20 protein-coding genes are annotated in these 25933 nt (G+C 72.6%); 11 read left to right on the top strand and 9 right to left on the bottom strand.

Going from position 1 to position 25933, the window contains the following annotated elements:
* Positions 1–5: 5 nt before the first annotated feature.
* Positions 6–2168: a WD40/YVTN/BNR-like repeat-containing protein gene (locus tag IPJ59_RS11295; protein WP_293271465.1), complete on the bottom strand. Its 2163-nt coding sequence runs from the start codon at positions 2166–2168 to the stop codon at positions 6–8.
* A 76-nt stretch (positions 2169–2244) separates the two neighbouring features.
* On the opposite strand from IPJ59_RS11295, the gene IPJ59_RS11290 reads away from it, so the two are divergent.
* Positions 2245–3558 carry a GTP-binding protein gene (locus IPJ59_RS11290; RefSeq protein WP_293271463.1) on the top strand — a complete coding sequence of 438 codons (1314 nt, stop codon included), beginning with the start codon at positions 2245–2247 and terminating at the stop codon, positions 3556–3558.
* On the opposite strand, the gene IPJ59_RS11285 is transcribed toward IPJ59_RS11290, so the two are convergent.
* Entirely contained in the window at positions 3548–5767 is a 2220-nt protein-coding gene (locus tag IPJ59_RS11285; protein WP_293271462.1) for an SDR family NAD(P)-dependent oxidoreductase, read from the bottom strand. The genes IPJ59_RS11290 and IPJ59_RS11285 overlap by 11 nt on opposite strands.
* A gap of 156 nt (positions 5768–5923) precedes the next feature.
* Here IPJ59_RS11285 and IPJ59_RS11280 point away from each other — a divergent pair, with 156 nt between their 5' ends.
* From IPJ59_RS11280 to IPJ59_RS11245, 8 genes are all read left to right on the top strand, one after another.
* Complete coding sequence (locus tag IPJ59_RS11280; protein ID WP_293271460.1) at positions 5924–6511, top strand: 4Fe-4S single cluster domain-containing protein; 588 nt, start codon at positions 5924–5926, stop codon at positions 6509–6511.
* A gap of 3 nt (positions 6512–6514) precedes the next feature.
* A complete protein-coding gene (locus IPJ59_RS11275) occupies positions 6515–7612 on the top strand; it encodes a hypothetical protein (protein WP_293271458.1) in 1098 nt (365 codons plus the stop codon).
* Positions 7613–7633: 21 nt separating this feature from the next.
* Positions 7634–8173: a hypothetical protein gene (locus IPJ59_RS11270; protein WP_293271456.1), complete on the top strand. Its 540-nt coding sequence runs from the start codon at positions 7634–7636 to the stop codon at positions 8171–8173.
* Between the two features lie 115 nt (positions 8174–8288).
* Positions 8289–10412 (top strand): AAA family ATPase, encoded by a 2124-nt coding sequence (locus IPJ59_RS11265; RefSeq protein ID WP_293271944.1) that lies wholly within the window; start codon positions 8289–8291, stop codon positions 10410–10412.
* Positions 10405–10674: a hypothetical protein gene (locus IPJ59_RS11260; protein ID WP_293260717.1), complete on the top strand. Its 270-nt coding sequence runs from the start codon at positions 10405–10407 to the stop codon at positions 10672–10674. Before IPJ59_RS11265 ends, IPJ59_RS11260 begins: the two co-directional genes overlap by 8 nt.
* A 14-nt stretch (positions 10675–10688) precedes the next feature.
* Positions 10689–14003, top strand: coding sequence for a hypothetical protein (locus tag IPJ59_RS11255; protein ID WP_293271454.1), 3315 nt, complete (start codon positions 10689–10691; stop codon positions 14001–14003).
* Positions 13991–14983 carry an AAA family ATPase gene (locus IPJ59_RS11250; RefSeq protein ID WP_293271452.1) on the top strand — a complete coding sequence of 331 codons (993 nt, stop codon included), beginning with the start codon at positions 13991–13993 and terminating at the stop codon, positions 14981–14983. The genes IPJ59_RS11255 and IPJ59_RS11250 overlap by 13 nt, the downstream gene beginning before the upstream one ends.
* 4 nt (positions 14984–14987) lie before the next feature.
* Positions 14988–16406, top strand: a complete 1419-nt coding sequence (locus IPJ59_RS11245; RefSeq protein WP_293271451.1) for a hypothetical protein — start codon at positions 14988–14990, stop codon at positions 16404–16406.
* 57 nt (positions 16407–16463) lie between these two features.
* Here IPJ59_RS11245 and IPJ59_RS11240 read toward each other — a convergent pair whose 3' ends face one another.
* On the bottom strand, positions 16464–16943 hold the full coding sequence (locus IPJ59_RS11240; RefSeq protein WP_293271449.1) for an AgmX/PglI C-terminal domain-containing protein: 480 nt from the start codon (positions 16941–16943) through the stop codon (positions 16464–16466).
* A gap of 83 nt (positions 16944–17026) precedes the next feature.
* Positions 17027–17398 carry an energy transducer TonB gene (locus IPJ59_RS11235; protein ID WP_293271447.1) on the bottom strand — a complete coding sequence of 124 codons (372 nt, stop codon included), beginning with the start codon at positions 17396–17398 and terminating at the stop codon, positions 17027–17029.
* 688 nt (positions 17399–18086) lie between these two features.
* Here IPJ59_RS11235 and IPJ59_RS11230 point away from each other — a divergent pair.
* Positions 18087–19097: an NAD-dependent epimerase/dehydratase family protein gene (locus tag IPJ59_RS11230; RefSeq protein WP_293271445.1), complete on the top strand. Its 1011-nt coding sequence runs from the start codon at positions 18087–18089 to the stop codon at positions 19095–19097.
* 58 nt (positions 19098–19155) lie between these two features.
* Here the strand turns inward: IPJ59_RS11230 and IPJ59_RS11225 are convergent, their stop codons facing one another.
* From IPJ59_RS11225 to cysC, 5 genes are all read right to left on the bottom strand, one after another.
* The gene (locus IPJ59_RS11225) at positions 19156–19485 is read right to left on the bottom strand and encodes a hypothetical protein (protein ID WP_293271443.1); all 330 of its coding nucleotides are present in this window, start codon (positions 19483–19485) and stop codon (positions 19156–19158) included.
* A gap of 157 nt (positions 19486–19642) precedes the next feature.
* The gene (locus tag IPJ59_RS11220) at positions 19643–20377 is read right to left on the bottom strand and encodes a TerB family tellurite resistance protein (protein ID WP_293271441.1); all 735 of its coding nucleotides are present in this window, start codon (positions 20375–20377) and stop codon (positions 19643–19645) included.
* Positions 20378–20500: 123 nt separating this feature from the next.
* Positions 20501–21898: a DUF4215 domain-containing protein gene (locus IPJ59_RS11215; RefSeq protein WP_293271439.1), complete on the bottom strand. Its 1398-nt coding sequence runs from the start codon at positions 21896–21898 to the stop codon at positions 20501–20503.
* 185 nt (positions 21899–22083) lie between these two features.
* On the bottom strand, positions 22084–22302 hold the full coding sequence (infA, locus tag IPJ59_RS11210; RefSeq protein WP_293260687.1) for a translation initiation factor IF-1: 219 nt from the start codon (positions 22300–22302) through the stop codon (positions 22084–22086).
* A gap of 265 nt (positions 22303–22567) precedes the next feature.
* Positions 22568–23182: an adenylyl-sulfate kinase gene (gene cysC, locus IPJ59_RS11205; RefSeq protein ID WP_293271437.1), complete on the bottom strand. Its 615-nt coding sequence runs from the start codon at positions 23180–23182 to the stop codon at positions 22568–22570.
* Positions 23183–23362: 180 nt separating this feature from the next.
* Here cysC and IPJ59_RS11200 point away from each other — a divergent pair, with 180 nt between their 5' ends.
* Positions 23363–25933 carry a DNA gyrase/topoisomerase IV subunit A gene (locus tag IPJ59_RS11200; protein WP_293271435.1) on the top strand — a complete coding sequence of 857 codons (2571 nt, stop codon included), beginning with the start codon at positions 23363–23365 and terminating at the stop codon, positions 25931–25933.

Below are 25933 nucleotides of genomic sequence, written 5' to 3'. Positions count from 1 at the left end.
ACGACTCAGGGGAGGCGCAGGACCAGGCCGCGTTCGCCGGCGACGAGGACCTGGCCGCGGTCGTCGCCGAAGACGCTTCGCAGGGGCTCGCGGACGGTGGGGTCGAGGGCCCATGTGAGGCCGTCGTCGCGTGAGCGCAGCAGGCCGGACTCGCCGGCGAGGTAGAGCTCGCCGCGCGCTTCGTCGCCGTGGATGCCGAGCAGGCGCATGGTCGTGGGCAGGGCGATCTGCTGCCAGTGGATGGCGTCGGTGGAGCGCAGGAGGGTGCCGTGTTCGCCGGCCGCGAGGGCGATGAGGCCGGTGGCGGTGGTCGCGACGAAGCCGGCGTGGAGCGGCTCGCGGGTGGGGCTGGTGCGACGGGCCCAGGTGCGGCCGCGGTCGCTGCTGTGGAGGATGAGTCCGGGGCCGCCGACGACGAGCAGGTGGTCGTCGCTGCCGCTGATGTCGAGGCGGTTGCCGTCGTCGCGGGTGAGCAGGTGGGCGATCGAGCTGCGGGTCCAGGTCTTGCCGTGATCGATCGAGCTGAGGATGACGTCGCGGTCGATTCCGTGGACGCCGCGATCGTCGCCCCACAGGGACCAGCAGCAGTCCCAGCGCGGGTCGCTGTCGTGGGTCTTCTTCCAGCTGCGGCCGTCGTCGCGCGAGCGCCAGACGAGGCCGTTGCCGGCGGCGAGGATCGTGCCGTCGGGGGCGACCCAGACATCAGTGCAGCAGCGGACCAGGCCGCGGGAGGTCGGGGCCTCGGTGTGGCCGCCGACCGGGAGCGTCGAGGTCGGTGAGAGGAGTTGCCAGTGATCGGCGCGGCCGCGCAGCACGGCGAAGGCCACGGCGGTGTAGATGCTGCCGTCGCGGGCGAGCGCGCCGCCGAAGAGAGGCTCACGTGCGCCGCCGTTTTGCACGGTCCAGGTGCGAGCGTGATCGGTCGAGCGCATCACGGCGCCGGCCGTGCCAGCGGCGTGGACGATGCCGTCGGGGGCGACCCACATGGCGCGCTTGGCCAGCGGGTAGGGCGACTGCATGACGGCGCTCTGCTCCGAGTCGGCCCAGCGCAGGCCGCCGTCCTCGGACCAGTGCACGGCGTAGCCGTCGCCCGCGAGGTAGAGGATCGGCGGGGCGCCGGTCGGGGCGCCGGTGACGATCGGGGGGGAGATGAGGCGGCTGTCGATCTGGGACCAGCCGGAGAGGATCGGGGCGGTGCCGGCGGTGCCGGTGCCGACGAAGTAGGAGGGGCGCTCGCTGCCGCGGTTGCGACCACTGACGACCCAGTGGGTGTCGCCGACCCAGAGGTTGGCGAAGCTGTCGCGCGGGGGCGCGGTGCGGGCGAGGACTCGCCAGGCGCCGGCATCGTCGGGGCGCTGCCACACGAGCTGGCGCAGGGCGATCCACAGCTCGCCGGGGCGCGGGGCGGCGAGGCCTCGCACGTCCTCGTCGGGTCGGTACATGCTGCGCACGATGTCGTCAGGGCCGGGCGGCGGTGGTCGTGCGCCGGGTGGGAGGCGGTCGCGCGAGGGCTTGCGCGAGGGCTCGGCGAGGGTGGGCATGGCGACGCTGGTCCAGGTGTCGCCGTCGTCGCGGGAGCGGAGGATCGTGCCGTGGTCGCCGGCGGCGAGGATCTCGTGCGGGTTGCCGGCGAGGTGACGGAGCCAGTGCGGGGTGCCGCTCGTGCGCGCGTGCCAGGTGAGACCGCGGTCGCGGGAGCGGAGGATCGTTCCGTCGCTGCCGGCCGCGAACAGGCTGCCTTGCGGGCTGCGCCAGGCGGCGGCGAGGTGGCTCGCGCTGGGGCTTGCGACCTCGCGCCAGCTCTGGCCGTGATCGTCGGAGCGGAGGATCGTGCCGTGGACGCCGACGGCGAGGACGAGGCCGGCGTCGTCGCCGGTGATGCCGAACAGCTCGGCCGTGCTGGTGGCCGGATGCAGGCGCTGCGGGGCGACGGCGGCGAGCGCCGGTGTGGTTGGCGGCGTCGCTGCGCTGGGTGTCGCCGCGTCGAGGTTGGGCGGTGAAGCTGCGCTGGGTGTCGCTGCGCCGAGGGGGGTGGGCGGCGGCTCGGGGGTCGGCGACTCGGCGGGTGTCGCTGCGTCGGGGCCGATGGCTGGGAGCTCGCCGCTCGTTGTACAGGCGACGAGCAGCGCGCCGAGCAGCAGGCGCGGGCGGGAGGCGAATGCGAGCACGGGCACCGCGAGGGTATCACGCGGGATCGGTGGGTCGCGCGCGGCCGCGGGGTCGCGTGATAGGCTCGCGGGCTGCATGTCCGAGATACGTCAGCATCGTCCGACGCTCGCGGTGGCCACGATCGGCCACCACCGTCACGGCAAGACCACGCTCTGCTCCGCCATCTCGCGGGTGCTGGCGCGGCGTCGACCGGACGAGGTGCGGGCGGTGACGGTGGCGCAGCTCGACGCGCGCAGCGGTCGGCAGGCGGTGGCGCTGCCGTCGGGGCGTGTGGTGCGGGCGGGACTCCCGGATGAGCTGCCGGAGCCGGGCACGGAGAGCCTGACGACGGCGCCGAGCGAGCTGCGCTACGCGACGGCGCAGCGGTCCTATGTGCACATCGACAGCCCGGGGCGGCGGCCGTGGCTGAAGAACGCGGCGCGGGCCCAGGGCCTCGTCGACGCGCTGATCCTGGTGGTGTCGGCGCCGGACGGGGTGCAGGCGCAGACGCACGAGCACCTGCTGCTCGCGCAGGCGCTGGGGCTGCGTCAGCTGGTGGTGTTCCTCGGCAAGTGTGACCTCGTGCAGGACGGCGAGTGGCTCGACCTGGTCGAGCACGACGTGCGCGAGCTGCTGTCGCGCTGCGGCTTCGACGGCGACGCGACTCGCATCATCCGCGGGGCGGCGCTGCCGGTGTGCGCGGGCCCGTCGCCGTGGGAGGCGAGCATCGCCGATCTGATCGAGGCGCTCGAGACGGAGCTGACGGTGCCGCAGCTGCGCGGCGAGGGGGCGCCGCTGCTGTACATCGAGCGGGCGTTCAGCCGCAGGCCTGGGCTCGAGGGGGTGATCGTCGACGGCCGGGTCCGGCGCGGGCAGCTGCGCCGCGGCGACGCGCTGTGGATCGTCGGCTTCGGTGAGAGCTCGCGGGTGGTGGTGGCGGACCTCGAGACGCAGCGGCGCAAGGTGACGCAGGTCGGCGCGGGGGAGTTCGCGGGGGTGCTGCTGACCCGCTCGGGCGCGCCGCTGCGGCCGAGGGATCTGCGCTCGGGTCAGGCGCTGGTCGAGCCGACGACGCGGGCGACCGAGCTGCTGCGGGCGCGGGTCGAGCTGTTGCCGACGACGGAGGGCGGGCGGCGCACGGCGGTGCGCGACGGGCATCTGGTGTCATTGTTGTTCGGCGCGACGGTGGTGAGTGGTCGGCTGCGGCTGGGGGCGCAGGCGCAGCTCTGGCCGGGCGGCGCGGCGGAGCTGGGGATCGATCTGGTCGCGCCGGTGTACGTCGAGGCGGGGATGCGCTTCCTGGTGCGCGACGGCAATCAGGGGCCGGTGGGGCCGCGCGGGGCTCCGGCGCTGTGGGGCGGGACGGCGGGGCGCGGCGAGCTCGTCGGGGTCACGCCGATCACCAGGTGATCGGGCGGAAGTCCTTGAGGAAGACGCCGCGCAGCAGCTCGCCGTCGCGGAGGCCGCGGACGATCGGGTCGCAGACGCGGGTCGCGGCGTCGACGAGGTCGAGGGGTGGCATGAAGCCGCGGGCGTCCATCGCCGCGGCGATCGGGGCCGGGTTCTCGTTCGAGGCCCAGCCGGTGTCGACGCTGGTCATGTAGATGGCGTCGTCGGCGTAGTCGTCGGCGCTGGTGCGCGTCATCATGTTGAGCGCGGCCTTGGCCATGTTGGTGTGCGGGTGGAAGGGGGCCTTGTAGTCGCGGTCGAAGCGGCCCTCGGGGGCGGAGACGTTGACGATGAAGGCGGCGCCTGTCCTTCGGGACATGTGCTGACGGAGCCGGGCGTTGAGGACGAAGGGGGCGACGGTGTTGATGAGCGAGACCTCGAGCATCTCGACGGTGCCGACCTCGTCGAGGCGCAGGCGCCAGCTGTTGCGCTCGCGGAGGTCGAGGGGGCGGCCGAAGCCGTCGTCGCTGGTCTGGGGGAACAGCGGGGACTCGGCGGGCAGGGGTGTGGTCGAGGCGAGGGGGAGGGCCGGGAGGAGCTGGTCCAGGCCGGCGGGGAGGGCGAGCGGGGCGGCCTCGTCGGCGAGCAGGGCGGCGTAGTAGGCGGGCGGGCGGTGGATGGTCTGGGCGGCGTTGTTGATGAGGATGTCGAGGCGCGGGTAGCTGCGGATGAGGTGGGCGGTGAAGGCCTCGACGTGGGGGATGGCGCGGAGGTCGAGGGGGAAGACGTGGAGGCGATCGCGGAAGCTGGCGAAGTCGGGGTGGGCGGCGAAGCGGCGGACGGTGTCGCGGGCGAAGCGGGAGGTGACGATCACGTGGGCGCCCCAGGCGAGCAGGCGGAGGGCGACGTGGTGGCCGATCTTGACGCGACCGCCGGTGACGAGGGCGAAGCGGCCGCGCAGGTCGAGCTGGTCGCCGCGGCGGGTGTAGCTCTCGCCGGCGCAGATCGGGCACAGGCGGTCGTAGAAGAAGTGCAGGCGGTCGTAGGGTCGCTTGCAGACGTAGCAGGGGCGCGGGGGATCGAGGCGGTGGATCGTGTGCTCGGGGGGGAGCTGCGCGGTGGTGGTGGTCGCGGCGACGCCGGCGTTGCGGCGGCGGATCTGGGCCTCGTCGATGCGGGTGCGGGCGGCGGCCTCGCGTTCGGCGCGACGGCTGGCGGCGCGACGGGTGCGGGCGAGGCGGCGCTCGTCGCTGCGATCGCGGCGCTGGGTCGCGAGCAGGGCGCGACGGAGGTCGTGCACCGTTGGGTGATCGAGGTGGAGGAGCTCGGGGCGCTCGTTGAGGGTAGCGAGCAGGCGCAGGGTGGCGGCGAGGTCGGCGGGGTCGAGGGTCGCGGGCGGGAGCTCGGGGATCGCGGCGGTGATGGCGGGGAGCGAGCGGCGCAGGCGGGCGAGCTCGGGGGCGGGGTGGTGCTCGCGGTCGCGGTTGGCGTTGCTGCACAGCTGCGCGAGGGCGGCGGGCGGGAGCGGGTCGCCGAGCTCGAGGCGACGCAGGACAGTGGTGTGGCTGAGGGCGGCGAGCAGCGGGGTGGGATCGGGGCAGGCGGGGAGGCTGAGGCTGCGCCACGAGTGGTTGCGGCGCAGCAGGGCGGCCCACACGGCGGGGTCGCCGGGGCGGTTGGGGCGGGTGGTCGAAGGGACAGGTTGGGTGGTCGAAGGGACAGGTTGGGCGAGGTTGGGGCGGGTGGTCGAAGGGACAGGTTGGGTGGTCGAAGGGACAGGTTGGGCGAGGCGGAGGTGTTGGAGCGGGTGGTCGGCGAGCCGCTGACCGAGGCGATCGAGGGTGGGGCCGTCGAGGTCGTTGTCGGCGAGGCCGAGGGAGCGCAGGCCGGGGTGGGCGGCGAGGGCGGGGGTCAGGAGCGCGAGGCCGCGGGGGCCGAGGCTGTTGCCGGAGAGCTCGAGGTGCTCGAGGCTCGGGTGTCGGGCGAGGAGCTCGATGAGGGCCGGGATGGCGTCGGGGCCGAGGGCGCTGTTGCCCAGCCAGAGGCCGCGCAGGGGCCATTCGCGGGGGATCGCGGCGAGCAGCGTGGGGTCGGCGAGGCTGGAGAGGTCGAGGTGCGCGTGGGGGAGGATCGCGGCGTCGCCGGGGCCGAGCTGGCGGGGTCGGAGGTCGCCGGGGTCGCGCAGGGCGGCGAGGATCTCGGCGTGATCGGGGCGATCGGCGGGCGGCATGATCGGGGGCGGGGCTGTGGTGCTCGGGTGCTCGGGGAGCTCGGGTGCTCGCGGAGCGAGGGCGTGCTCGGTGCTTGTGGAGCGGCGCCGGTCGGGCGTGCTCGAGGTGGTGGCGGCGCGGCATCACGCGCGGCGGCGATGATACACTGCGGGGCGATGGCGGCGGCTGTGGCGGCGATCGAGGTGGCGATGATCGTGGCGCGGACCGAGGCCGAGGGTCCGGGGCTGCGCTTCGCGGTGTGGGTGCAGGGCTGTCCGCTGCGCTGCGCGGGCTGCTGCAACCCGGAGATGCTCGAGATCCGGGCCGCCGATCGTCGGGCGGTGGATTCGCTGGTGGCGGAGGCCTGCGCGGCGGGGGTCGAGGGGGTGTCGTTGCTGGGCGGCGAGCCGTTCGCGCAGGCGGGGCCGCTGGCGCTGCTGGCCGAGGGGGTGCGGGCGCGGGGTCTGTCGGTGATGGTGTATTCGGGCTACACGCTGGCGGAGTTGCACGCGCAAGGAGAGGCGGCGGCGCGGCTGCTGGCGGCGACGGACCTGCTGGTCGACGGGCGCTTCGAGGCGCGGCTGCGCAGCCAGAGGCGGCGCTTCATCGGCTCGGACAACCAGGGGCTGCACTTCCTCAGTGATCGCTACGCGGCGGACGATCCGCGGCTGCACGGGAGCAACCACCTCGAGCTGCGCCTGCGCGGCGGCGAGATCACGATCAACGGCTGGCCGCTGCTGGGGCCGCGCACGCGGGTGGGGTGAGGCGTGCGGGTCAGCGTCGACGAGGGGCACGCGCTCGAGGTGCTCGACATGCTGTGCCGCGGTCGGGCGGTGCGCATCGTGCCGGGGCAGCCGGTGGCGGAGCCGCGGACGGAGCTCGTCGAGCTGGCGGGGCGGCGGATCGCGGCGAGCTGCATGCGGGCGCTGGCGCTGTCGGGGCGGCGCGAGCGGGTGGTGCTGCGCGCGGGTCGACGGGTGCGCGGGAGGATCTGGGACGCGGCCCGCAGCGCGGGGTTTCGCCTGCGCTTCACGGCGGCGAGCTTCGAGCTGTGGGTGCAGACGACGCAGCGGCTGGCCGAGGTGACGCGCGAGTCGGAGGTGGTGGCCGGCGAGGGCGGCTCGAAGCGGGTGCGGCGGCAGATCCGTCGCATCATCAAGATCGCGGAGACGGACACGGGCGACTGGCTGCTGTACGCGCTGGCGGTGCGGCACCTCGGGCGGGTCGACATGCCGCCGGAGATCCGCGAGGAGCTCGGTCGGCGGCTGAGCCTGGGCTCGCCGCTGGCGACGCTGTTCGCGCTCGAGGATCGGGTGGTGGAGAGCGAGCTGACGCTGGCGGAGCAGCTCGATCGCCTGATCGATCCGTCGGCGGTGGTGCTGGTCGAGTGCCTCGACGATCTGCTGGCGGCGCAGTGGGCGGAGCAGGTGACGGCGGCGATGCGGGTGACGCCGGGGGAGCGGCGGATCGATCGACTCGAGGCGATCGGGCGGGTGTTCGAGGTGTGGGTCGATCGCCTCGACGCGCACGGGCGCCTCGATCTGTGCCGCTCGCTCGCCCTCGCGTTCGCGCGCCTGTTCGCGGGGGCGTGGGCGGGTGAGCCGGAGGAGGTGGCGCAGCGGGTGCTGGCGGGCGCGAGCCTGATCCAGCGGGCGCAGCGGGACGCGCTGCTGCGGGCGCTGGCGCGGGTGCTGCGGGTGGGTGAGCGGATGGCGGCGGCGCGCGAGCAGCTGGCGCGCGAGGGCTTCGGCGACCCGCGCTACGAGGAGGCGCAGCTGGTCCTCGAGCTGCACGAGGAGTTGTTGCGGCCGCAGCTGCGCCCGCTGGCCGCGCTGGTCAATCGTCTGACGGGTCGGATAGGATGACCGGCCCGGGGGAGCGTTCCGATGAGCCGAGGATACCGCGTACGACTGCCGGTGCCGACCTGGCGAAACACCACGACGCGGGTCGAGCGGAGCGACGCGCTGGCGCTGGACGTGGGGCTGCTGGCGATCCTGTCGGAGGCCGAGATGGCGGCGCTGCTGCGCGATCGGCTGGCGGAGGACGGGTGGTCGCGCGAGGCGGACGGGTCGATGACGCGGAGCTTCGGCGAGGTGAGCGTCGAGCTGGCGCCGGACGGGCGCACGGTGACGGCGCGGGCGACCGCGGGCAAAGAGGTGAAGGTGCGGGGGACCAGCGAGGCGGAGGCGAACGCGAAGCTGGCGCGGGCGGCGAAGTCGGCGGAGAGCGAGCTGTCGCGGGCGGCGGCGGAGCGGCTCGGCGCGGCGGAGGGCGAGATCCGGGCGACGCTGCAGGCGGCGCTGCAGAAGGTGTATGTCGAGGCGCTGCAGCGCAAGGCGGCGGCGATGGGGCAGGTCGAGAGCGTGCACGAGGGCCGCGGCGCGGACGGCGAGATCGAGCTGACGATCAAGGTTCGGGTGCCATGAGCCGCGGTCGAGAGCGTGCACGCGGGCGGCGAGCTCGAGCTGTCAATCGAGGTGCGGGGGTCGTGAGCGGGGCGGCGAAGCAGTTTTCGACGGCGGAGGCGGGGGCGGCGTGGCGATGAAGCGGAGCTTGCCGATCGCGGCGTTGCCGGTGGAGGTGCGGGTCGAGGACGCGGTCGAGATGGCGTGCGCGGAGGACGTCACGTTCATCGAGGAGCGGCTGCGGCGGGGGATGAGCGTGCTGGTGGAGTGCGACAAGGAGCTGGCGCTGCACGTGTATCTGGCGGTGCGCGGGCGGCTGCGGCGTTCGGCGGGGAGCAAGGAGCGGGCGCCGCAGATCGTGATCGTGGACGGGCGGCCGCGCGAGGGCGAGGAGGAGGGGCGGGGGACGCTGGCGAGAATGCTGACGCAGCTGACGACGGCGATCCGCGGGAGCGTGGAGCGGACGATCATCGTGATCTTGCACCTCGACGTGCTGACGACGACGCACACGAGCTTGACGATGGAGGCGCGCGAGGCGATCCCGCTGCTGTATGAGAATCCGGAGGCGGTGCTGCTGGGATTTCGTGATCCGAGCTTTTCGCTGCCGCGGGTGATCGAGGGCGTGTTCGCGGTGCGGCGGGAGATCGTGGGGGTGCCGCGCGAGTCGTTAGGAAAGATCGTGACGCAGCGGGAGGCGCAGGCGCTCGACGCCGAGAGCTTCGATCCCTTTGCTTTATATAAGTATGTGTCGGGGCAGAACCCGGTGCGGCTGCGGCGATTGATGGCGGCGATCGGGCTGCGGCGGCAGGCGCTGCCGGGGCGCTCGCAGGCGACGGCGGTGTATCGCGAGCTGCGGCGCCAGACGGTCAGCGAGGACATCGAGCTGCCGAACGTCGACCTCGAGCAGGACATCGGCGGCTATCCGGAGGTGAAGCTGCGGCTGCGCGAGGAGCTGCTGGACCTGCTGGCGCGCAAGGACAGCCTGGGCAGCGAGGGGGAGATCCAGGCGCTGGAGGGATTGCTGCCGCGGGGGATCATCTTTCACGGGCCGCCGGGGACCGGGAAGACCTATTTTGCGAAGGCGATGGCGACGGCGATGGACGCGACGGTGATCATCGTGTCGGGGCCGGAGCTGAAGTCGAAGTGGGTCGGGGAGAGCGAGGAGAACCTGCGGCGGGTGTTTCGCCAGGCGCGGCGGGCGGCCCCGGCGGTGGTGGTGTTTGATGAGATCGATGCATTCGCGCACGCGCGTGGGACCTACCAGGGCTCGGGGGTGGAGCACTCGATGGTCAATCAGCTGTTAACCGAGATGGACGGGTTTCGCGGCAGCGAGAGCGTGTTCGTGGTCGGTACGACGAATTTCCTCGAGAGCCTGGACGGGGCGCTGCTGCGGCCGGGGCGCTTCGAATTCTTGATCGAGATCCCGGCGCCGGGGGTGCAGGACCGGCGGGAGATCGTGGCGATCTATGATCGCAAGCTGGGGCTCGGGCTGTCGACGGCGCTGCAGGAGCACCTGGTGCGGCGCACGGAGGGGTTGGCGGAGCGCGAGCGCGGGCTGCCGTTCACGGGGGACCATATCTACGCAGTTTGCCGGGCGCTGAAGCGACAGGTGATCCGCACGGGGAAGGCCGAGTTCACGCCGGAGGACATCGACCGGGCGCTGCAACGAAAGACGCGGGCGACGGTGGTGCTGAGCCCGCAGGAGGAGCGGGTGGTGGCGATCCACGAGGCCGGGCACGCGTTGCTGGCGATGGTGATCGAGCACGCGACGCCGCCGGAGCGGATCTCGATCGCGGCGGACATGGAGGGGGCGCTGGGCTATGTGCTGCGGGCGGCGCGGGCCCGGCCCTACGCGATCACGGCGGCGGACATGCGGGCCGATATCTGCGTGGGGCTCGGGGGGCTGTGCGCGGAGCGGATGCTGCTCGGCGAGGTCTCGATCGGGGCGCACACGGATCTGCAGCAGGTCAATCGCATCGCCCGGGCGATGGTGGAGAGCTACGGGATGGGGGTGAGCACGGGGGTGCTGGTGCGGCTCGAGGAGGAGCAGCGGCACGATCACGGGCGCTCGGAGGGGCTGCGGGCGCGGGTGGACGCCGAGGTGGCGGGGATCCTCGAGAAGGAGCTGGCGCGGGCGAGCGAGCTGCTGGCGACGAATCGCGGGCTGGTCGAGGCGCTGGTGGAGTTGCTGCTGGTCCGCAAGGTGCTCGACCGCGCCGAGCTGCGGGCCTTGACCGATGGAGGAGGAGCTCATGGCTGAAGTCACGATCCGTCTGCGCCACAATCCACGCACGGGGGAGCGCGAGGTGGTGATTCATTACGAGTCCGAGAGCGACGCGCTGCCGCACGAGCACGAGCGCGACCACCGGGCGCTGGCGGAGGCGCTGCTGGGGCAGCCGCTCGCGGAGCTGCTCGGGGGGATCGCGGTCGATCGGGTGGTGGTCGAGCGGGGGCCACGGGCGGGCGAGCGCGCGGCCGAGGAGGCCGGGACGGCGCCGGCGGCGGAGAAGGTGAAGGGATAAGAGGCGTCGACGGCGTGGTGTTCGGCGTGCAGCTCGCGGGGACGGCGGCCGACGGCGCGGCGCTGGCCGTGCTGATGGAGTCGTCGATCGGGTCGGCGCTGGCGGAGTCGCCGTGGTCGCTGGCGATCGAGATCGATGGGGCGGGCAGCGTGCTGGTGTCGCCGGAGATGCCAGCGGCGTGGGCCGAGCCGCTGGCGCTGCGCGGGCTCGATGTGGTGACCTTGACGGAGGTCGACGGGGCGCTGGTGGGGGCGCCGCTGCGTGACGGGCACGCGGGGCTGCGTTGGGGGCGCTGGCGCTGGCGGGCGGCGCCGCGGCTGCTCGAGGCGCTGCGTCCGCGGCGGATCGCGGGCGAGCCGCTGGCGGAGGAGGCGTTGTTCGTCATGCGGCCCGATTCGCCGGGGCCGCGGCGATTGCTCGAGCGATTGTTGCTGCTCGAGCGAGGGGACGCGCAGGTGTGTAGTTTCGTGGGGGTCGACGCGGCGGAGCACGGGTGCTTCGCGGTGCGGGTGAAGGCGCCGCCGATGTATCTGCTGATGGCGGCGCGCGACGGGGAGGATGATATCGCCGTGTATGCGCGGGCGGGTGGGTCGCCGTTGTGGGTGGCGTGGTCGTACGAGCATCCGCTGGCGGGGGCGGCCGCGGCGGCGCTGGGGCGGGTGGGGCAGGTGGCGCTGTGCGACGGCGAGGGGGCGTGGCTGCGGACGGACGCGCAGTGGCGGGTGCGGGGGATCCACGACGCGGTGGCGCCGGAGCTGGTCGCGGGCGCGGTGGCGCTGCGCTCGGTGGAGCCCGATCTGCGCTTTCGCGTGCGCCTGCGGCTGGCGCCAGGGCCGATCTGCGACGCCGAGCTGTGGTTATTGAGCCCGGGGCAATTGCTCGAGCTGGAGCCGCTGATCGACGCGTGCACCGCGGACGAGCTGGGACGGCTGACGGTGGGGCGGCTGACGGGGGACTGTGGGACGGTGTATTTGCTGCGCGAGCGGGTCCGGCCGGGTGCGGCGCGGATGGCGGTGCGGGTCAGCGATACGCTCGGGGTCCCAGGATATGCGCAGGTGGCGGGGGCCGACAATCTATACATTCCGAGCGGGCGGCGGCTGGTGCCGCTATTGCGGCGCGATGACCTGCGGGCGCTGCTGGGGCTCGAGCGGGCGCACACGGTGGTGATCACGGAGGACCGCGACGGGCCGAAGGTGGTGACGATCGCGGAGGTGGACGAGGCGCCGCTGCAGCGCTGGATCGACTATGTGGCGACCGACCGGCGGCTCGAGCTGGACCGGCTGCTCGAGCGCAGCGTGTTCGAGTTCCCGGAGGTGTCGATCGCGTGGCCGGAGCTGCAGCGGGCGGCGCCCGAGCGGGCGCCGCGGGAGGCGAGGGCGGCGAAGGTGCTGACCAAGCCGCCGGCGCGGATCGAGGTGGTGACGGCGGAGCTGAGCGTGGACGCGGAGCAGGCGGCGCAGCTGCGGGCGCTGCGGGAGCGGGCGAGAGAGCTCGAGCGGGTGGTGATCGCGGGCGGGTGTGAGGATATCGCGGTGTGGCGCGAGCTCGGCGAGGTGAAGCTGGCGCTCGGGGAGGAGGACGAGGCGGCGGATTGCTGGCAGCTCGCGCTGCTGCACGGCGGGCCGCCCTACGCGCTGGTCGACGCGGAGCGGCTGGTGCTGGCAATGCGCGGGGCGGGGGCAGGGGCGGGGATCAGTGATGATGCATTGATCGAGCTGGTGGTCGCGGACCGGCGGACACCGGCGGACTCGGGGCGGCTGGCGGCGATGCTGGTGGCGCGGCTGGCCGCCGGTCGTCCGCCGCCAGATGAGGTGATGCAGCTGGCGCTGCCGGTGTTCCTCGACCCGCGGTTGCCGGTGCCGCGGCGGCTGGCGTGGACGGTGCTGGCGGGCTGGCATCATCACGCGCGCGACCGACTCGGGGTGACGCGGGCGAAGGAGGCGCTGCTCGGGGGGATCAATGTGCGCGGGCTCAGCGAGCTGCACGACCTGCCGCGCTTTGTCCGTTATGCGCTGACGCGGGAGGGCGAGGAGGCGGAGACGGAGGCCGCCGAGGCGCGCGGCGATCGGTTGCAGCAGGGGCAGCTGCTCGCGCTCGAGGCGCTGTGGCACGACGTGTACGCGGCCGGGCTGCCGGACCTCGACGCGCGGGCCAACTATCTGCGCCTGATCTTCGCGGTGGGATTTGCTCGCCTGGGGGCGCGGTCGCTGGCGCAGGAGCTGGTGGCGCCGATCGAGCTCGAGCTCGATGTGCACGAGGTTCCGAACCGGGCGCTGTTCCGGCTGTACATGGCGCGGCTGGCCCACGAGGGGTCGGGCGGGACGTCGGAGGTGTGGGCCGAGGAGGTGGCGCGGGCGCTGGCGGGGCAGCGGGAGGCGAAGCATCGCGCGGCGGTGCAGTGGTTGCAGCGGCGCTCGCTGTGGCTGCGGGTCGAGGCCGACGAGGCGCTGGTGGGTCGGCCCACCCGCTACGAGCTGCCGCAGGGGCTCGACGTCGGCGGGCTGGCGGAGCAGCTGGCGCGCGAGCTGGCGCCGGGCAGCGGCAACTTCGACTTCATCCTCGCGGAGGCGGTCGACCTGTGTCTGCGGCGGGCGCTGGCCAGCGGCAGCGAGGCGGTGGTGGCGGAGGTGCTGGCGAGCGCGGAGCCGGGGCTCGAGGGGATCCAGATCTTGAGTCACCGGGCCGAGGCGATCGCGGCGTGCATCCACGGGGCGGCGTGCCTCGGCGACGACGCGCTGCTCGGTCGACTGCTGGACGGGCTGGTGGCGATCGTCCGCAGCCCGCAGCTGGCCTCGGCGCAGGAGCTGACGCGGGCGGTGGAGCGGGGGCTGGTGGCGCTGCGGCGCTTCGGCGGGATCGAGCCAGCGCGGGGCCTGCTGGAGGCGCTGGCGGGGGTGCACGCGCAGACGGCGAGCGACCGCGTTCGTCTGCTGGCGACGGTGGCCAGCGGCTTCGTGCAGCTCGGGGAGGATCGCAGCGCGGACGCGCTGCTCGATCAGCTGTGCGACGAGGTGCTGGCGGGGGGCTTCGACTACGTGACGCGGGCGCAGGCGGGGATGGCGGTGGCGGGGGCGCTGCGGCACTGGCCGAACGTGGCCCGCATCGAGCGCTTCCGTCGCTTCCTCGCGGGGCTCGACGTGTTCCGCGATACGTTCACGGCGGGTCGCTATTACGAGACGCACCGGATCTTGATCCTCGAGGCTGTCGTCGACAGCCTGGCGGACAGCAAGACCCGGCACAGCGACCGGGTGCAGGGCTTCCTCGATCACGAGGAGCACGCGCTGCGCCGGCGGATCGTCCGCGACTGGGGAGAACTATGTGGACGTTAGAGCAGCTGGAGCCCGAGATCGATGATATCCGCGCGCGCATCGTGCAGCACCGGCGCGGCCTCAAGGAGTACTTCGTGGCCCGCGACGAGGAGATCGACCTGGCGATCCTGTGCGCGTGCGCCCAGGAGCCGCTGCTGCTGGTCGGGCCGCCGGGGACGGCGAAGAGCGACCTGGTGGTCAAGCTGACCGAGAGCCTGGGGCTGGAGACCAGCGACTACTTCGAATACATGCTGACCAAGTTCACGGAGCCGAGCGAGATCCTCGGGCCGATCGACATCCAGCTGCTCAAGGAGGGCCGCTATGTGCGGCGCACCCGCGGGATGCTGCCGGACTGCAAGGTGGCGTTCCTCGACGAGATCTTCAAGTCGAACTCGGCGATCCTGAACACGCTGCTGACGATCTTGAATGAGCGCAAGTTCTATCAGGACGGGCAGCCGACGCCGGTGGGGCTGGTGATGCTGTTCGCGGCGACCAACGACATCCCGGACCAGACCGAGCTGGAGGCGATGGCGGACCGCTTCATCCTCAAGATCGAGACGCGGCCGGTGAAGGACCGCCACTTCGCGGAGCTCATCGACGCGGGGGTGATGAACGAGGCGTACCGGGCGGCCGGGCAGAAGCCGTGGGCCCGCGGGGCGGCGACCCTGAGTGATTTCCTCAAGTTCAAGCGCTTCATGGACCTGAGCTTCGGGGCCTCGCGCGAGCCGGGCCGGGACCGCGAGATGTGGTTTCCGCGGCCGGTGTTCGCGGAGATGCGCCGCATCGTCCGCGCGCTCGAGACGGAGGACAAGGTGATGGTCAGCGACCGCAAGCTGGTCAAGCTGTACAAGGTGATCCGCACGCAGGCGTTCCTCAATCACGGGGGGGCGGTGCAGCACGCGGACCTGGGGTTGTTGGCGTATGTGGGCAATCGCCGCGACGAGCTGCCGGTGGTGGCGAGCAAGGTGAAGGCGCTGCTCGGGCTGGGCGCAGGCGGCTAGGACGATGGGACGTCGCCTCCAGCGCGAGGAGCTGCTGCCGGCGCTGCGGGCCTGGGCCGACCTGTGCGGCCACGGCGGGGCGCTGGCGGAGACGCTGCCGACGGCGCTCGGGTGGTTGCGGGCGCTGTGGGAGGCGGGGGACGACGCGCTGCCGCTGGACCTCGTGCACGACCTGGGGACGCTGCTGCTCGAGGGTCGGGGGTTTCGCTTCGCGTCGGGTCAGGATCTGGCGGCGTGGTCGGAGGAGGAGCGAGCGTCGCGGCTGGCGTACGAGGATCGGGTGCTCGGGCGCTGGGTGATGGACGCGAGCGTCGGCGACGCGCACGTGGCGATCTCGGGGCTGGCCGGCGAGCTGCGGGCGCGGGCGGTGGCGCATGCGGTCGGCCTGGCCCTTGGGACAGCTTCGCGGCGGGCCGGGCTGGACGCGGGCAACCCGGCGATCTTGCGCTCGTGCTGGCGCGAGGCGCAGGGGCTGCTCGGCGGGTGGCGGCGGCGCGAGGGTGAGGGGGGCGAGTCGCAGGAGCCCGGCTGGCGCGACTGGGCGCTGGCGCAGCGGGGCGCCTTGCTCGCCCAGCTGGGCGAGGGGCGGCTGTTCTCGCCGGAGGATCTGTGGGAGCTGGCGCATTTGTCCGAGCTGCCGAGCGAGTCGACGCGGCTGGCCTTGCGCGAGCTGCACGCCGCGGCGGGGGCGATCGGCGGGGTGGGTCCGGGGGTGGCGATGCTGGTGCGGCGGCGGGCGCAGGAGGTCGCGGTCGACGAGCCGGACGCGAGCCACTATCCGGCGGGGGGCTTCGACGCGCTCAGCACCCGCGGTCGCTTCGAGAATCTGGTGCGCAGCGAGGTCGCGTACGTGGATGAGGGCCGCGATCTGCTGGGGACGATCGACCTGTTCGACGTCCGCTTCGCGCAGGGCGAGCTGCTGTTCTACACCCGCGACGAGAGCCCGCTGTTTGATCAGCGGCGGCGCGTGACGGTGGTGATCGATCGGCCGCTCGAGCTGCGCCACAAGCACCCGGAGCTGGCGGCGCAGACGCTCGTGCTTGTCGACGCGGCGGCGCTGCGGCTGCAGGCCGACATGTTGCAGGTGTTCGGGCCGAATGGGGCGGAGCTGCAGCTTTGCTGGCGGGTGGTCGGCGCGGGCGACCGCGAGGCGGCGGAGGAGGAGGCGCGGCTGATGGCGCTGACGCTGGCCGACGACCTGGCGCACCGGCGGGTGACGCTGGCGACGATCGAGGAGTGGCCGGCGGGCGAGCGCGGGCTGGTGGTGTTCGCGGCGCAGCACGAGGACCCGCGGCTCGGGGCGCGGGCGTGGGTGCGGGTCGGGCAGCCGCGCTGGTGGCTCGGGGACGAGGGCTTCGCGGTCGGCGAGGCGGGCGGGCTGCGGGCGCTGCTCGACGCGATCCTGGCGCGGCTGTTCGCGTGACGGCGTGTCAGCTCTGGGGCGGGCTGGGTCGCTCGCGCGTGAGGGCGTGCGGGCGTGTCAGCCCTTGAGCAGGCCGCTGGCGCTGAGGTCGAAGGTGTAGGGCATCGGCGTGTCGGCGCCGGTGAGGCTGATGTTGAAGCGCCAGGTCTTGACGCGCTCGGTGATGCAGGCCTGGAGCTTGTCGTCCTTGAGGGTGCTGCGCTGGGCGTCGAAGCTGACGTCCTTGACGGTGCCCTGCGACTCGACGACGACGGTGACGCGGACGCGGCCGGTGGGGGCGTCCGCGGCCTTGCCGACGGTGTCCTTGTAGCAGGCGACGATCTCGGGGAGGTGGGTCTCGACGGCGTCGTTGAAGTTGGAGGAGTCGAGGTAGGGCGACTCCTCGGGGTCCTCGAGCTCGCCCTCACCGTCGGCGGGGGGCTTGTCGGCGACGGTGGTGGCGGGCTCGGGGGCGTCGGTGTCGGGCTTCTTGTTGCAGGCGAGCAGCGCCGACAATGCGAATGTGCACGCGAGACCACGGCCCGGGCGAAGTATCATGGCACGAGCACTATCATGAGTGACCGTGGGGGCACCAGGGCGGCTCACAAGTCGACGCGGCGCGCCGACTTCCACCAGGGCTGCTAATGCACGGAGCCGCGCTGGCTGGCGCCGCGCCAGGTGAACTCGTAGGGGATCTTCTTGCATTTGCTGCCGAGCTGGGCGGCGATCGCGGGCGGAGCTTTCGGCAGCTTGAGGGCGGTGAGGGCGTTGCGGATCTGGCCGTCGAAGTCGGGCCTGCCGGTGGACAGGCGGGTGCGGACCTCGGCGATCGATCCGTCGGCGCAGACGATGAGCTGGAACTTGAAGGAGGCCTCCTGACCGAGGCCGGCGTAGGAGCCGACGGTCATGCCATTGAGCGCGGCGAGCACGGCGGTGGCCCAGGGGTCGCCGTCCTTGGCGAGATCGGACCAGCCGTCGGGGGAGGCGAATGGGTCGCCGGGCGGGCGGTCCACGGTCGGGGGATCGTCGTAAGGGGTATTGCTGGCCTGGTTGTGATCGGACTTCGGGGCGCCCGTGCGGTGTGGGTCGGGCTTTTCGTGGGGCGTGATGTGTGGTGTGGGGTCGGCGGGCGCGGGATCGGGGGCGGGTGCGGGTGTGGTCGTCGAGGGTGACGGTGGGGCTGACGGGGAGCTCGGCGGCCTGGGTCTCGCGCACGACGGTCTTCACGGGGATGGCCTGCGGGTCTGGCCGCTCGCCGCGGCGCACCAGCTCGCCGGGCAGGAACTGCATGTCGAGATCGTCGGACTCGTCGGGCGAGCGGCCGTGGCTGGGACCCGCGCTGAGCAGGACCAGGCCGGCCGCGAGGGCGCAGGACAGGGCCGAGCCGAGCAGGCCGCCCGCGACGGCGCTGCGGTTGTGCAGGAGCGTGGCGAGCTCGCGGCCGATCGCGGTGAGCGGAGCGAGCAGGGCGTGCGTGGGGCGTGGGTTGTGGGGCATGCGGACCGGACAGGCTGGCAACGCGGCGGAGGGGCACGAAGATCCGGGGGCGCGGCGAAACCTGGATCGGGATGGGGCAGTGTACGCTGTACGCTGTGCGAGCGCGTACGAATGCCGAACCGACGAAGATTCCTCCAGGGTAGCGTTGCGCTCGGGTTTTCGCTCGGCTGCGGGCGCGGGCGGTCGACGACGACGCCGCGATCGGTGCCGGCCCCGCGCGAGCTGCTGGTGCTCGGCGGGACGGGCTTCATCGGGCCGCATCTGGTGCGGCACGCGGTGGCGCGCGGGCACCGGGTCACGATCTTCACGCGGGGGCGGCGCGAGGCGGAGCTGCCCGCGGGAGTGACGCGGCTGATCGGAGATCGCGACGGCAAGCTGGGGGCGCTGGAGGGTCGGCGCTTCGACGCGGTGATCGACGATTCGGCGACGCGGCCGGCGTGGGTGCAAATGTCCACGCAATTGTTGAAGGGCAGCGTGGGGCGTTATCTGTTTACTTCGTCGACCGGGGTATACTACCCATATTTGACGAACGGGGTCGACGAATCGACGCCGGTGCGGGTGGAGGCGACGGACCCCGAGGACGGGTCGGAGGCGTACGGGGTGGCCAAGGCGCAGTGCGAGCGCGAGGTGATGCAGACCTTCGGGGCGCGCGGCACGGTGGTGCGACCGACGTATATCGTGGGGCCGGGCGACACGACGGACCGGTTCCCGTACTGGCCGCAGCGGCTGGCGCGGGGCGGCGAGGTGCTGGCGCCGGGGCGGCGTGACGATGCTGTGCAGCTGATCGATGTCCGCGATCTGGCGGAGTTCATGGTGAAGCTGGTGGAGGACGATCGGCCGGGGATCTTCAATGTGGTCGGGCCGGCGCGGCCGCTGACGATGGCGGGCTTCCTCGCCGGGGCGCAGGCGGCGGTCGGGGGGACGGGGAGCTTCACGTGGATCGAGGATTATGAGTTCTTGAGCGCGCAGGAGATCACCGATTCGGTGCCCTGGGTGATGCTCAAGGGGAATGATATGGGGCACATGTCGGCGCGCAACGGGCGGGCCGTGGCGGCGGGGCTCGGGTTTCGGCCGCTGGAGATGACGGTGCGCGACACGCTGCAATGGTGGCAGTCGGTGCCGACGGAGCGGCGCGAGAAGCCGGGCTTCTCGATCACGCCGGAGCTCGAGGCGCGGGCGCTGGCGGCCTGGCGCGCGCGCGGGTCGGCGGCGTGATCAACTGCGCAGGAGGGCGCCCAGGAGCGTGTTGGCGGACGCGGCCTGGCCGTCGTGATCAGCCGCGCAGGAGGGCGCCGAGGGCGGTGCCGGAGAGCGCGTAGAGGAAGAGGTTGTAGAACCACAGGACCCCGGCGAGGGCGATGACGCCGAGGCGACCGACGCGGGCGCGGGCGCCCGGGTCCCAGAAGTCGACCCAGCCGACCAGGTAGGCCGGGGCGAAGCCGAACCACAGGCCGAGGTTGGCGAGCAGGGCGAGGGCGTAGAGCGGCCACGGGGAGGCGGTCTTCGCGGCGAGCAGGACCACGGCCATGACGCCGGTGATGATCAGGGCGGGGACGGTGGCGAGGACGAGGGCCACAGCTGCGTTGCGGTGCGGCGCGGGCATGCGGCTGCCAGTGTCGCAAGCGCGGCGCAGCGGCGCAAGCTCAGGCGCAGCGGCGCAGGCTCAGGCGCAGCGGCGCAAGCTCAGGCGCAGCGCGCAAGCGCGGCGCAGCGGTGAAAGCTCAGGCGCAGCGGCGCAAGCGCGACGCGGTGGCGCGAGATCAGGCGGTGGCGAGCGGGCTGGCGAGGATCGCCACCGCCTGCTCGACGGGGATCGCGGCGGTGCGGGCGAGGTCGAGGAAGAAGGCGCGGCCGAGGTCGGCGCGGCTCGAGGCGGCGACCAGGGGGGCGAGCGATCGCAGGACGCTGATCCGGCGCTCGCGGGGCAGGGCGGCCAGGCTGGCGCCGACGTGGTCGAGCGCGGGCGCGTTGGACAGCAGGCTGGCGGCGAGTTGGTCGCGGCGGTGCTCGCCGAGGGGGAGGCGATCGAGGAGGGCGCGGAACTGGGTCGCCTCGTCGGGGTCGATGGTGCCGTCGTGGTGGATCAGCACGGCCGCGAAGGCGGCGGTGTGCTCGGCGAGCTCGACGGCGTGTTCGGTCCACTGGCGGCGCCAGCCGGCGAGCTCGCCGGCGCTGATGCCGAGCTCGTCGGCGATCTGCTCGAGCTTGTGGAGCTCGGCGTCGCTGGCGTGGCCGTCGGCGAGGGCCATGGTCCAGGCCTTCTCGAGCAGTGGTTCGGTGAAGGCGGGCAGGGGCGGCGGGAGCTCGGCGAAGGCGCGGGTGAGCGCGGGGCCGTCGACGAGGAGGGCGGCCCAGCGCTGGTGCTCCTCGGGGGTGACGTGCTCGTCGAGCATGGCGAGCATCTGGTCGCTCTCACCGGGCGAGAGGTCGCCGTCGGCGTGGGCGATGAGGCCGCAGGCGGCGATGATCCATTCCTGTTCCGGGGTCAGTGGCATCGGCCCTCCACGCGCGAGGGTACCCCGATCGCGGAGGGTCCGGGCGAGGTTTTGCGGCTCTCCGCGCGACCGCTCGCTGGGCCCACGCAATGCCAGATCACGGCGACGATTCGGGCCGTGGGCTCAGGCCGGGGCGGCGCAGTAGCGGAGGGCGCAGTCGGGCGGGGTCGGCAGCTGGAACACGTAGTATGCGCCGCAGTTGCGGACGACGATGTCGTTGGTCCAGGTGCAGGGGTCGCCCTGCCAGGCGTAACAGACCGTGCGGGGGACCGGGCCGTCCTCGGGCAGCGGGTAGGCGCCCATCATCCAGCCGGGGGCGTCGGTGCCGCAGGAGTAGATGCTGGGCGCGGCGAGGGGCATGACGGTGCCGGCGGGCGCGAGGAAGCGGTGCCACTTGTTGGCGGTCTTGTCGCACTTGGTGATCTTGCCGGGGCCGTCGTTGAAGGTGACGGCGCGGTCGGCCTCCTTGAGCTCGACGTAGCCGACGCACTCGGGCGGGAGCTCGACCTGGCACTTGCTGTCGCAGCCGTCGCCGGGGTCGAGGTTGCCGTCGTCGCAGGTCTCGAACTCGTCGTCCTGGTTGCCGTCGCCGCAGCGGGGGCCGAGCTTGGCGCAGCCGAGGCCGCAGCCGTCGTAGGTGCCGACGTTCTTGCCGTCGTCGCAGAGCTCGACGCCGGCGTGGACGATGGCGTCGCCGCAGGTCGCGGGCTTGCAGGCGTTGGTGCAGTCGTCGGTGTCGACCTGGTTGGCGTCGTCGCACTCCTCCTCGCCGGCGTGGACGAAGCCGTCGCCGCAGGTGGCGAGCAGGCACTGGCCGTCCTTGTCGACGCAGTCGTCGGTGTCGTCGGGGTTGCCGTCGTCGCACTCCTCGAGGATCGCGTGCTGCCAGCCGTCGCCGCAGCTGTAGGGGACGCAGGTGTCGAGGCAGCTGTCGGTGTTGTCGGGGTTGCCGTCGTCGCACTGCTCGTCGCCCTCGAGGACGCCGTCGCCGCACATCGCGGTCTCGATGACGCACGCCAGGTCGCAGCCGTCGCCCGCGGTCTTGTTGCCGTCGTCGCAGGCCTCGATGCCGGCGTAGGTGAAGCCGTCGCCGCAGGAGGCGACGTAGCAGCCGGCGACGCAGTTGTCGTTGTCGCTGAGGTTGCCGTCGTCGCACTGCTCGAAGCCGACGTGGACGAAGCCGTCGCCGCAGACGGCGAGGGCGCAGCTGGAGAGGCAGCCGTCGGTGTTGTCGACGTTGCCGTCGTCGCAGGCCTCGCCGGGGTCCTTCACGCCGTCGCCGCAGATGGGGGCGGGCTCGCCGGTGGAGGGGTCGGTGGGGTCGCCGGTGGTCGGGACGCCGGTCTCGCTGCTGCCGGCGCCGGTGGATCCCTCGGAGGCGGTCTGGGTGAGGGTGGTGACGTTGGTGGGTTCGCCGGTGTCGTCGCTGCAGGCGGCGAGCGCGAGGCAAGCGAGCAGCCATGGTGCCGTCGCTGCGCGGTGGATCCGATCAATCGTGCTGCGCGGCGAGGCGACCCGCATACTCGCTTGCTACCATCGATCGCGGCGAGGTGGCAACGCGCGAAGCCCCGCGTGGTCGTCGCAGAGGCCGCGTAGAGGGCGCGTGGTGGCGGCGGCCAGAGAAGCAGCGCGCGTGACCACTTGTTTGTGGTCACGCGCTGGGATGCTTGGGTTGGTTGGGCCCGTGGGCCTTGTGCGGGCAGCGGCTAGCGGGCCCGATACGTGATGCGGCCGCGGGTCGGGTCGTACGGAGTGACGCCGACGGTGACGCGGTCACCGAGCACGACCTTGATGCGAAAGCGCCGCATCTTGCCGGCGAGGTGCGCGAGGACCACGTGGTCCTTCTCGACCTCAACGCGGAAGAGGCCTCCCGTGAGCACCTCGGTCACGGTGCCCTCAAATTCAATCAGATCGTCCTTGCTCATCGGCGAGGGACTCTAGGGGTGGGCCCTCGTGAGCGCAACAGGGCCGCGGCGATTTCGGGGTGAGTCAGCGGCGGGGCGCCGGGCGTGTGGCTGCGGTGGTGCGGTGATTTCGGGACGTGACACGGCTCCATGGGGCGCTGCCTCGGGCGCTGGTTCCCGCGATCGCGGGTACGTGCGTTTGCGCGCGACTCGCTCCGGTGTTGGCTCCGGTGTTGGCTCAGGTGCCGGCTCAGGTGCCGGCTCAGGTGCCGGCTCAGGTGCCGGCTCAGGTGCCAGTGAGGATGTGCTGCGCGAGCAGGTGGGCGAGCACTTGTTCGGCGAGGGCGTCGGGGCCGCTGCTGGGGCCGCCGACCAGGCGCAGCTCGGGGGCCTCGGGGCGCTCGTAGGGGGCGTCGATGCCGGAGAAGCCGGTGATCTCGCCGGCGCGGGCGCGGCGGTAGAGGCCCTTGGGATCGCGGCGCTCGCACTCCGCGAGCTCGGTGTCGACGAAGATCTCGATGAAGCGGCCGGCGCCGACGAGCGCCCGCGCTTGCTCGCGGTCGCGGCGGTAGGGGCTGATCGCGGCGCACAGGACGATGAGGCCGGCGTCGACGAACAGGCGGGCGACCTCGCCGATGCGGCGGATGTTCTCGGCGCGGTCGGCGGGCGAGAAGCCGAGGTCCTTGCACAGGCCGAAGCGCAGGTTGTCGCCGTCGAGGATGTAGCTGTGGCGACCGGCGGCGTGGAGGCGGTGATCGACGATCGCGGCGATCGTGCTCTTGCCGGCGCCGCTCAGGCCGGTGAACCACAGGGCCGCGCCGCGCTGGCCCTTGCTGCGCTCACGCTCGGCGGCGGTGATGGCGGCGGGGTGCCAGCGGATGTTGCCTTGGGCCTGGTTCACGGCCCGGCCATCCTATGGCATACCCACGCCGCCGTGCACGCGGCCTCGCGGGAGGGTTGACGGCGATCGTCGCACGGGTGACCTTCGCGCCTCGCAGCCGCCGCGGTCCGTTCGGGCCGGCGGGGGGCCGAGGGCCCGCTGCGGGCCGAGCGAACCATACAGACGAGGACTGCGCCGACGATGAGCCCCCGCGACTGGACCGAAGACCTGGCCAAGGACCCCGAGCTGATGGACGCGCGCAAGGCCGCGGAGGAGAGCGGCGGGGCGGGCGGTGGACCTGGCATGGGCTCTGGCATGGGCGCTGGCGGTGGTGCTGGCATGGGCGGCGTGATCGCCGGTGACCTGGCCGAGGAGGCGCGCCGCAAGTACCTCAACTACGCGCTGTCCGTGATCACGGCGCGGGCGATCCCCGACGTGCGCGACGGGCTCAAGCCGGTGCACCGCCGCATCGTGTACACGATGTTCGAGGACCTCGGCCTGACCCACGAGGCGCGCCACCGCAAGAGCGCCAAGGTGGTCGGCGACGTGATCGGCAAGTACCACCCGCACGGCGACACGGCGGTGTACGAGGCGATGGTCCGGCTGGCGCAGGACTTCGCGATGCGCATGCCGCTGGTCGACGGTCAGGGCAACTTCGGCTCGATCGACGGCGACTCGGCGGCGGCCTATCGCTACACCGAGGCCCGGCTGACGAGGATCGCGTCGGAGCTGCTGAGCGAGCTGCCGAAGATGCGGGGCGAGCAGGACAGCGCGGGGCTCAAGTGGTTCCGGCCGACCTACGACGGCACCGGTGAGGAGCCGATCGTGATCCCGGCGCGGTTCCCCCAGCTGCTTGTGAACGGCAGCACGGGCATCGCGGTGGGCATGGCGACCAACATCCCGCCGCACAACCTCGGCGAGGTGATCCGCGCGGCGGTGACGATGATCGAGCACATGCCGACGGCGGCGGAGCTCAAGGAGAAGGACGCGAGCAAGCAGGAGGACCTGGCGCGGGCGCGCCGGCGGGCGGCGCTCAAGGAGCTGCTGAAGGGCATCAAGGGCCCGGACTTCCCGACCGGGGGGCGGCTGGTGGCGACCCGCAAGGAGCTGGCGGGGCTGTACGAGGACGGCAAGGGCTCGTGCAAGCTGCAGGGCGAGTGGAAGCTGCGCGAGGAGGACAAGAGCACCTTCATCGTGATCACCTCGGTGCCGTACGGGATCGAGAAGAGCGCGCTGGTCGAGGAGATCGGGGAGATCATCCTCAGCAAGAAGATCCCGGCGCTGATCGGCGTGCAGGACCTCAGCACCCGCGACGTGCACGTCGAGCTCGAGCTGAGCCGCAAGTCGGGCACCGAGCCCGAGCTGGTGATGGCGTACCTGCTGAAGAACACGCGGCTGCAGGTGACGGTGAAGTTCGACTTCACCTGCCTGGTGCCGGTGCCGGGGTCGGAGGTGGGCCGGCCCGCGCGGCTGGGGCTCTCGCAGATCCTCGAGGAGTTCCTCGGCTTCCGCCTGCTGACGGTGCGCCAGCGCTTCGAGTACGACCTGCGCAAGCTCAAGGAGCGCATCCACATCCTCGAGGGCTTCGAGATCGTGTTCGACGCGCTCGACGAGGCGATCAAGATCATCCGCAGGTCGGAGGGCAAGCAGGACGCCGCCGGCAAGCTGATGAAGGCGTTTCGGCTCGACGAGATCCAGGTCGACGCGATCCTCGAGACCAAGCTCTATCGCCTGGCCAAGCTGGAGATCGAGAAGATCCGGGCCGAGCTGGCGGAGAAGCGGGCGGCGGCGAAGAAGATCGAGGCGATCCTGAAGAGCGAAGAGAAGCTGTGGGCGGTGATCCGCGGCGAGCTGGAGGAGCTGGCGAAGGCCTACCCCGATCCGCGGCGGACCCGGATCTCCGATGAGGATGTGACCGAGGAGTTCACGGCGGAGAGCTTCATCGTCGCCGAGGACGCGATCGTGCTGATCACCCGCGACGGGTGGATCAAGCGCCAGCGCTCGATCAACCTGGCCAGCACGCGGATGCGCGAGGGCGACGAGGCGCTGGCGCTGGTCGGCGGCAGCACCCGCGAGTGCGTGGTGTTGTTCACCAACAAGGGCTCGGCCTACACGCTGCGGATCCACGACGTGCCGCAGAGCACCGGGCACGGCACGCCGGTGCAGCAGCTGTTCAAGTTCAAGGACGGCGAGCGGGTGGTCGCGGCGGTCGGCACCGACCCGCGGGTGATGCCGGAGTTCGGCTTCGCCAGGCCGGAGCTCGGCGAGGAGTACGAGGAGCCGTACCCGCACATGCTGGCGGTGACGAGGGGGGGGATGGCGCTGCGCTTCACGCTGTGGCCGCACCGCGACCCGAGCACCAGCCGCGGGCGGATGTTCGGCAAGGCCCGCGAGGGCGACGAATTCATCGCGGTGTTCAAGGTCTACGCGGAGGACGACGTGGCCGCGCTGACGCGGCAGGGCCGGCTGCTGGTGGCGAGCTCGCAGGAGGTCAGCCTGCTCGGCGGGCCGGGGCTCGGGGTGATCCTGGTCAAGCTGGATGATGACGACGAGCTGGCCGCGGCGGCGCCGTCGACGGTGGAGATGCAGGTCGAGAAGGCGACGGGCGGGACGCAGAAGGTGGTGGGCAAGCAGTATCGGCCGGTCACGCGCGGGGGCCGGGGCGTCGAGCTGTGGAAGCGCGGGGCGGTGAAGAAGGTCGGGCTGCCGGAGCCGGCGGTGCCGAGCCTGGAGCTCGGCGCGGCGGCTCCGGTGGAGCGGGCGAAGAAGTAA

Origin of the sequence: Nannocystis sp., assembly GCF_016714285.1 — a bacterium.
Classification (GTDB): domain Bacteria; phylum Myxococcota_A; class Polyangia; order Nannocystales; family Nannocystaceae; genus Nannocystis.
This window is presented reverse-complemented; position numbering and strand designations above follow the sequence as displayed.

What these genes read in the sequence shown, in the direction of transcription:
- IPJ59_RS11290 (WP_293271463.1), top strand. Translation starts at nt 2,245, where the DNA reads ATGTCCGAGATACGTCAGCATCGTCCGACGCTCGCGGTGGCCACGATC.
- IPJ59_RS11285 (WP_293271462.1), bottom strand. Translation starts at nt 5,767, where the DNA reads ATGCCGCCCGCCGATCGCCCCGATCACGCCGAGATCCTCGCCGCCCTG.
- IPJ59_RS11280 (WP_293271460.1), top strand. Translation starts at nt 5,924, where the DNA reads ATGGCGGCGGCTGTGGCGGCGATCGAGGTGGCGATGATCGTGGCGCGG.
- IPJ59_RS11270 (WP_293271456.1), top strand. Translation starts at nt 7,634, where the DNA reads ATGAGCCGAGGATACCGCGTACGACTGCCGGTGCCGACCTGGCGAAAC.
- IPJ59_RS11265 (WP_293271944.1), top strand. Translation starts at nt 8,289, where the DNA reads ATGAAGCGGAGCTTGCCGATCGCGGCGTTGCCGGTGGAGGTGCGGGTC.
- IPJ59_RS11260 (WP_293260717.1), top strand. Translation starts at nt 10,405, where the DNA reads ATGGCTGAAGTCACGATCCGTCTGCGCCACAATCCACGCACGGGGGAG.
- IPJ59_RS11250 (WP_293271452.1), top strand. Translation starts at nt 13,991, where the DNA reads ATGTGGACGTTAGAGCAGCTGGAGCCCGAGATCGATGATATCCGCGCG.
- IPJ59_RS11245 (WP_293271451.1), top strand. Translation starts at nt 14,988, where the DNA reads ATGGGACGTCGCCTCCAGCGCGAGGAGCTGCTGCCGGCGCTGCGGGCC.
- IPJ59_RS11240 (WP_293271449.1), bottom strand. Translation starts at nt 16,943, where the DNA reads ATGATACTTCGCCCGGGCCGTGGTCTCGCGTGCACATTCGCATTGTCG.
- IPJ59_RS11225 (WP_293271443.1), bottom strand. Translation starts at nt 19,485, where the DNA reads ATGCCCGCGCCGCACCGCAACGCAGCTGTGGCCCTCGTCCTCGCCACC.
- IPJ59_RS11220 (WP_293271441.1), bottom strand. Translation starts at nt 20,377, where the DNA reads ATGCCACTGACCCCGGAACAGGAATGGATCATCGCCGCCTGCGGCCTC.
- IPJ59_RS11215 (WP_293271439.1), bottom strand. Translation starts at nt 21,898, where the DNA reads ATGCGGGTCGCCTCGCCGCGCAGCACGATTGATCGGATCCACCGCGCA.
- infA (WP_293260687.1), bottom strand. Translation starts at nt 22,302, where the DNA reads ATGAGCAAGGACGATCTGATTGAATTTGAGGGCACCGTGACCGAGGTG.
- IPJ59_RS11200 (WP_293271435.1), top strand. Translation starts at nt 23,363, where the DNA reads ATGAGCCCCCGCGACTGGACCGAAGACCTGGCCAAGGACCCCGAGCTG.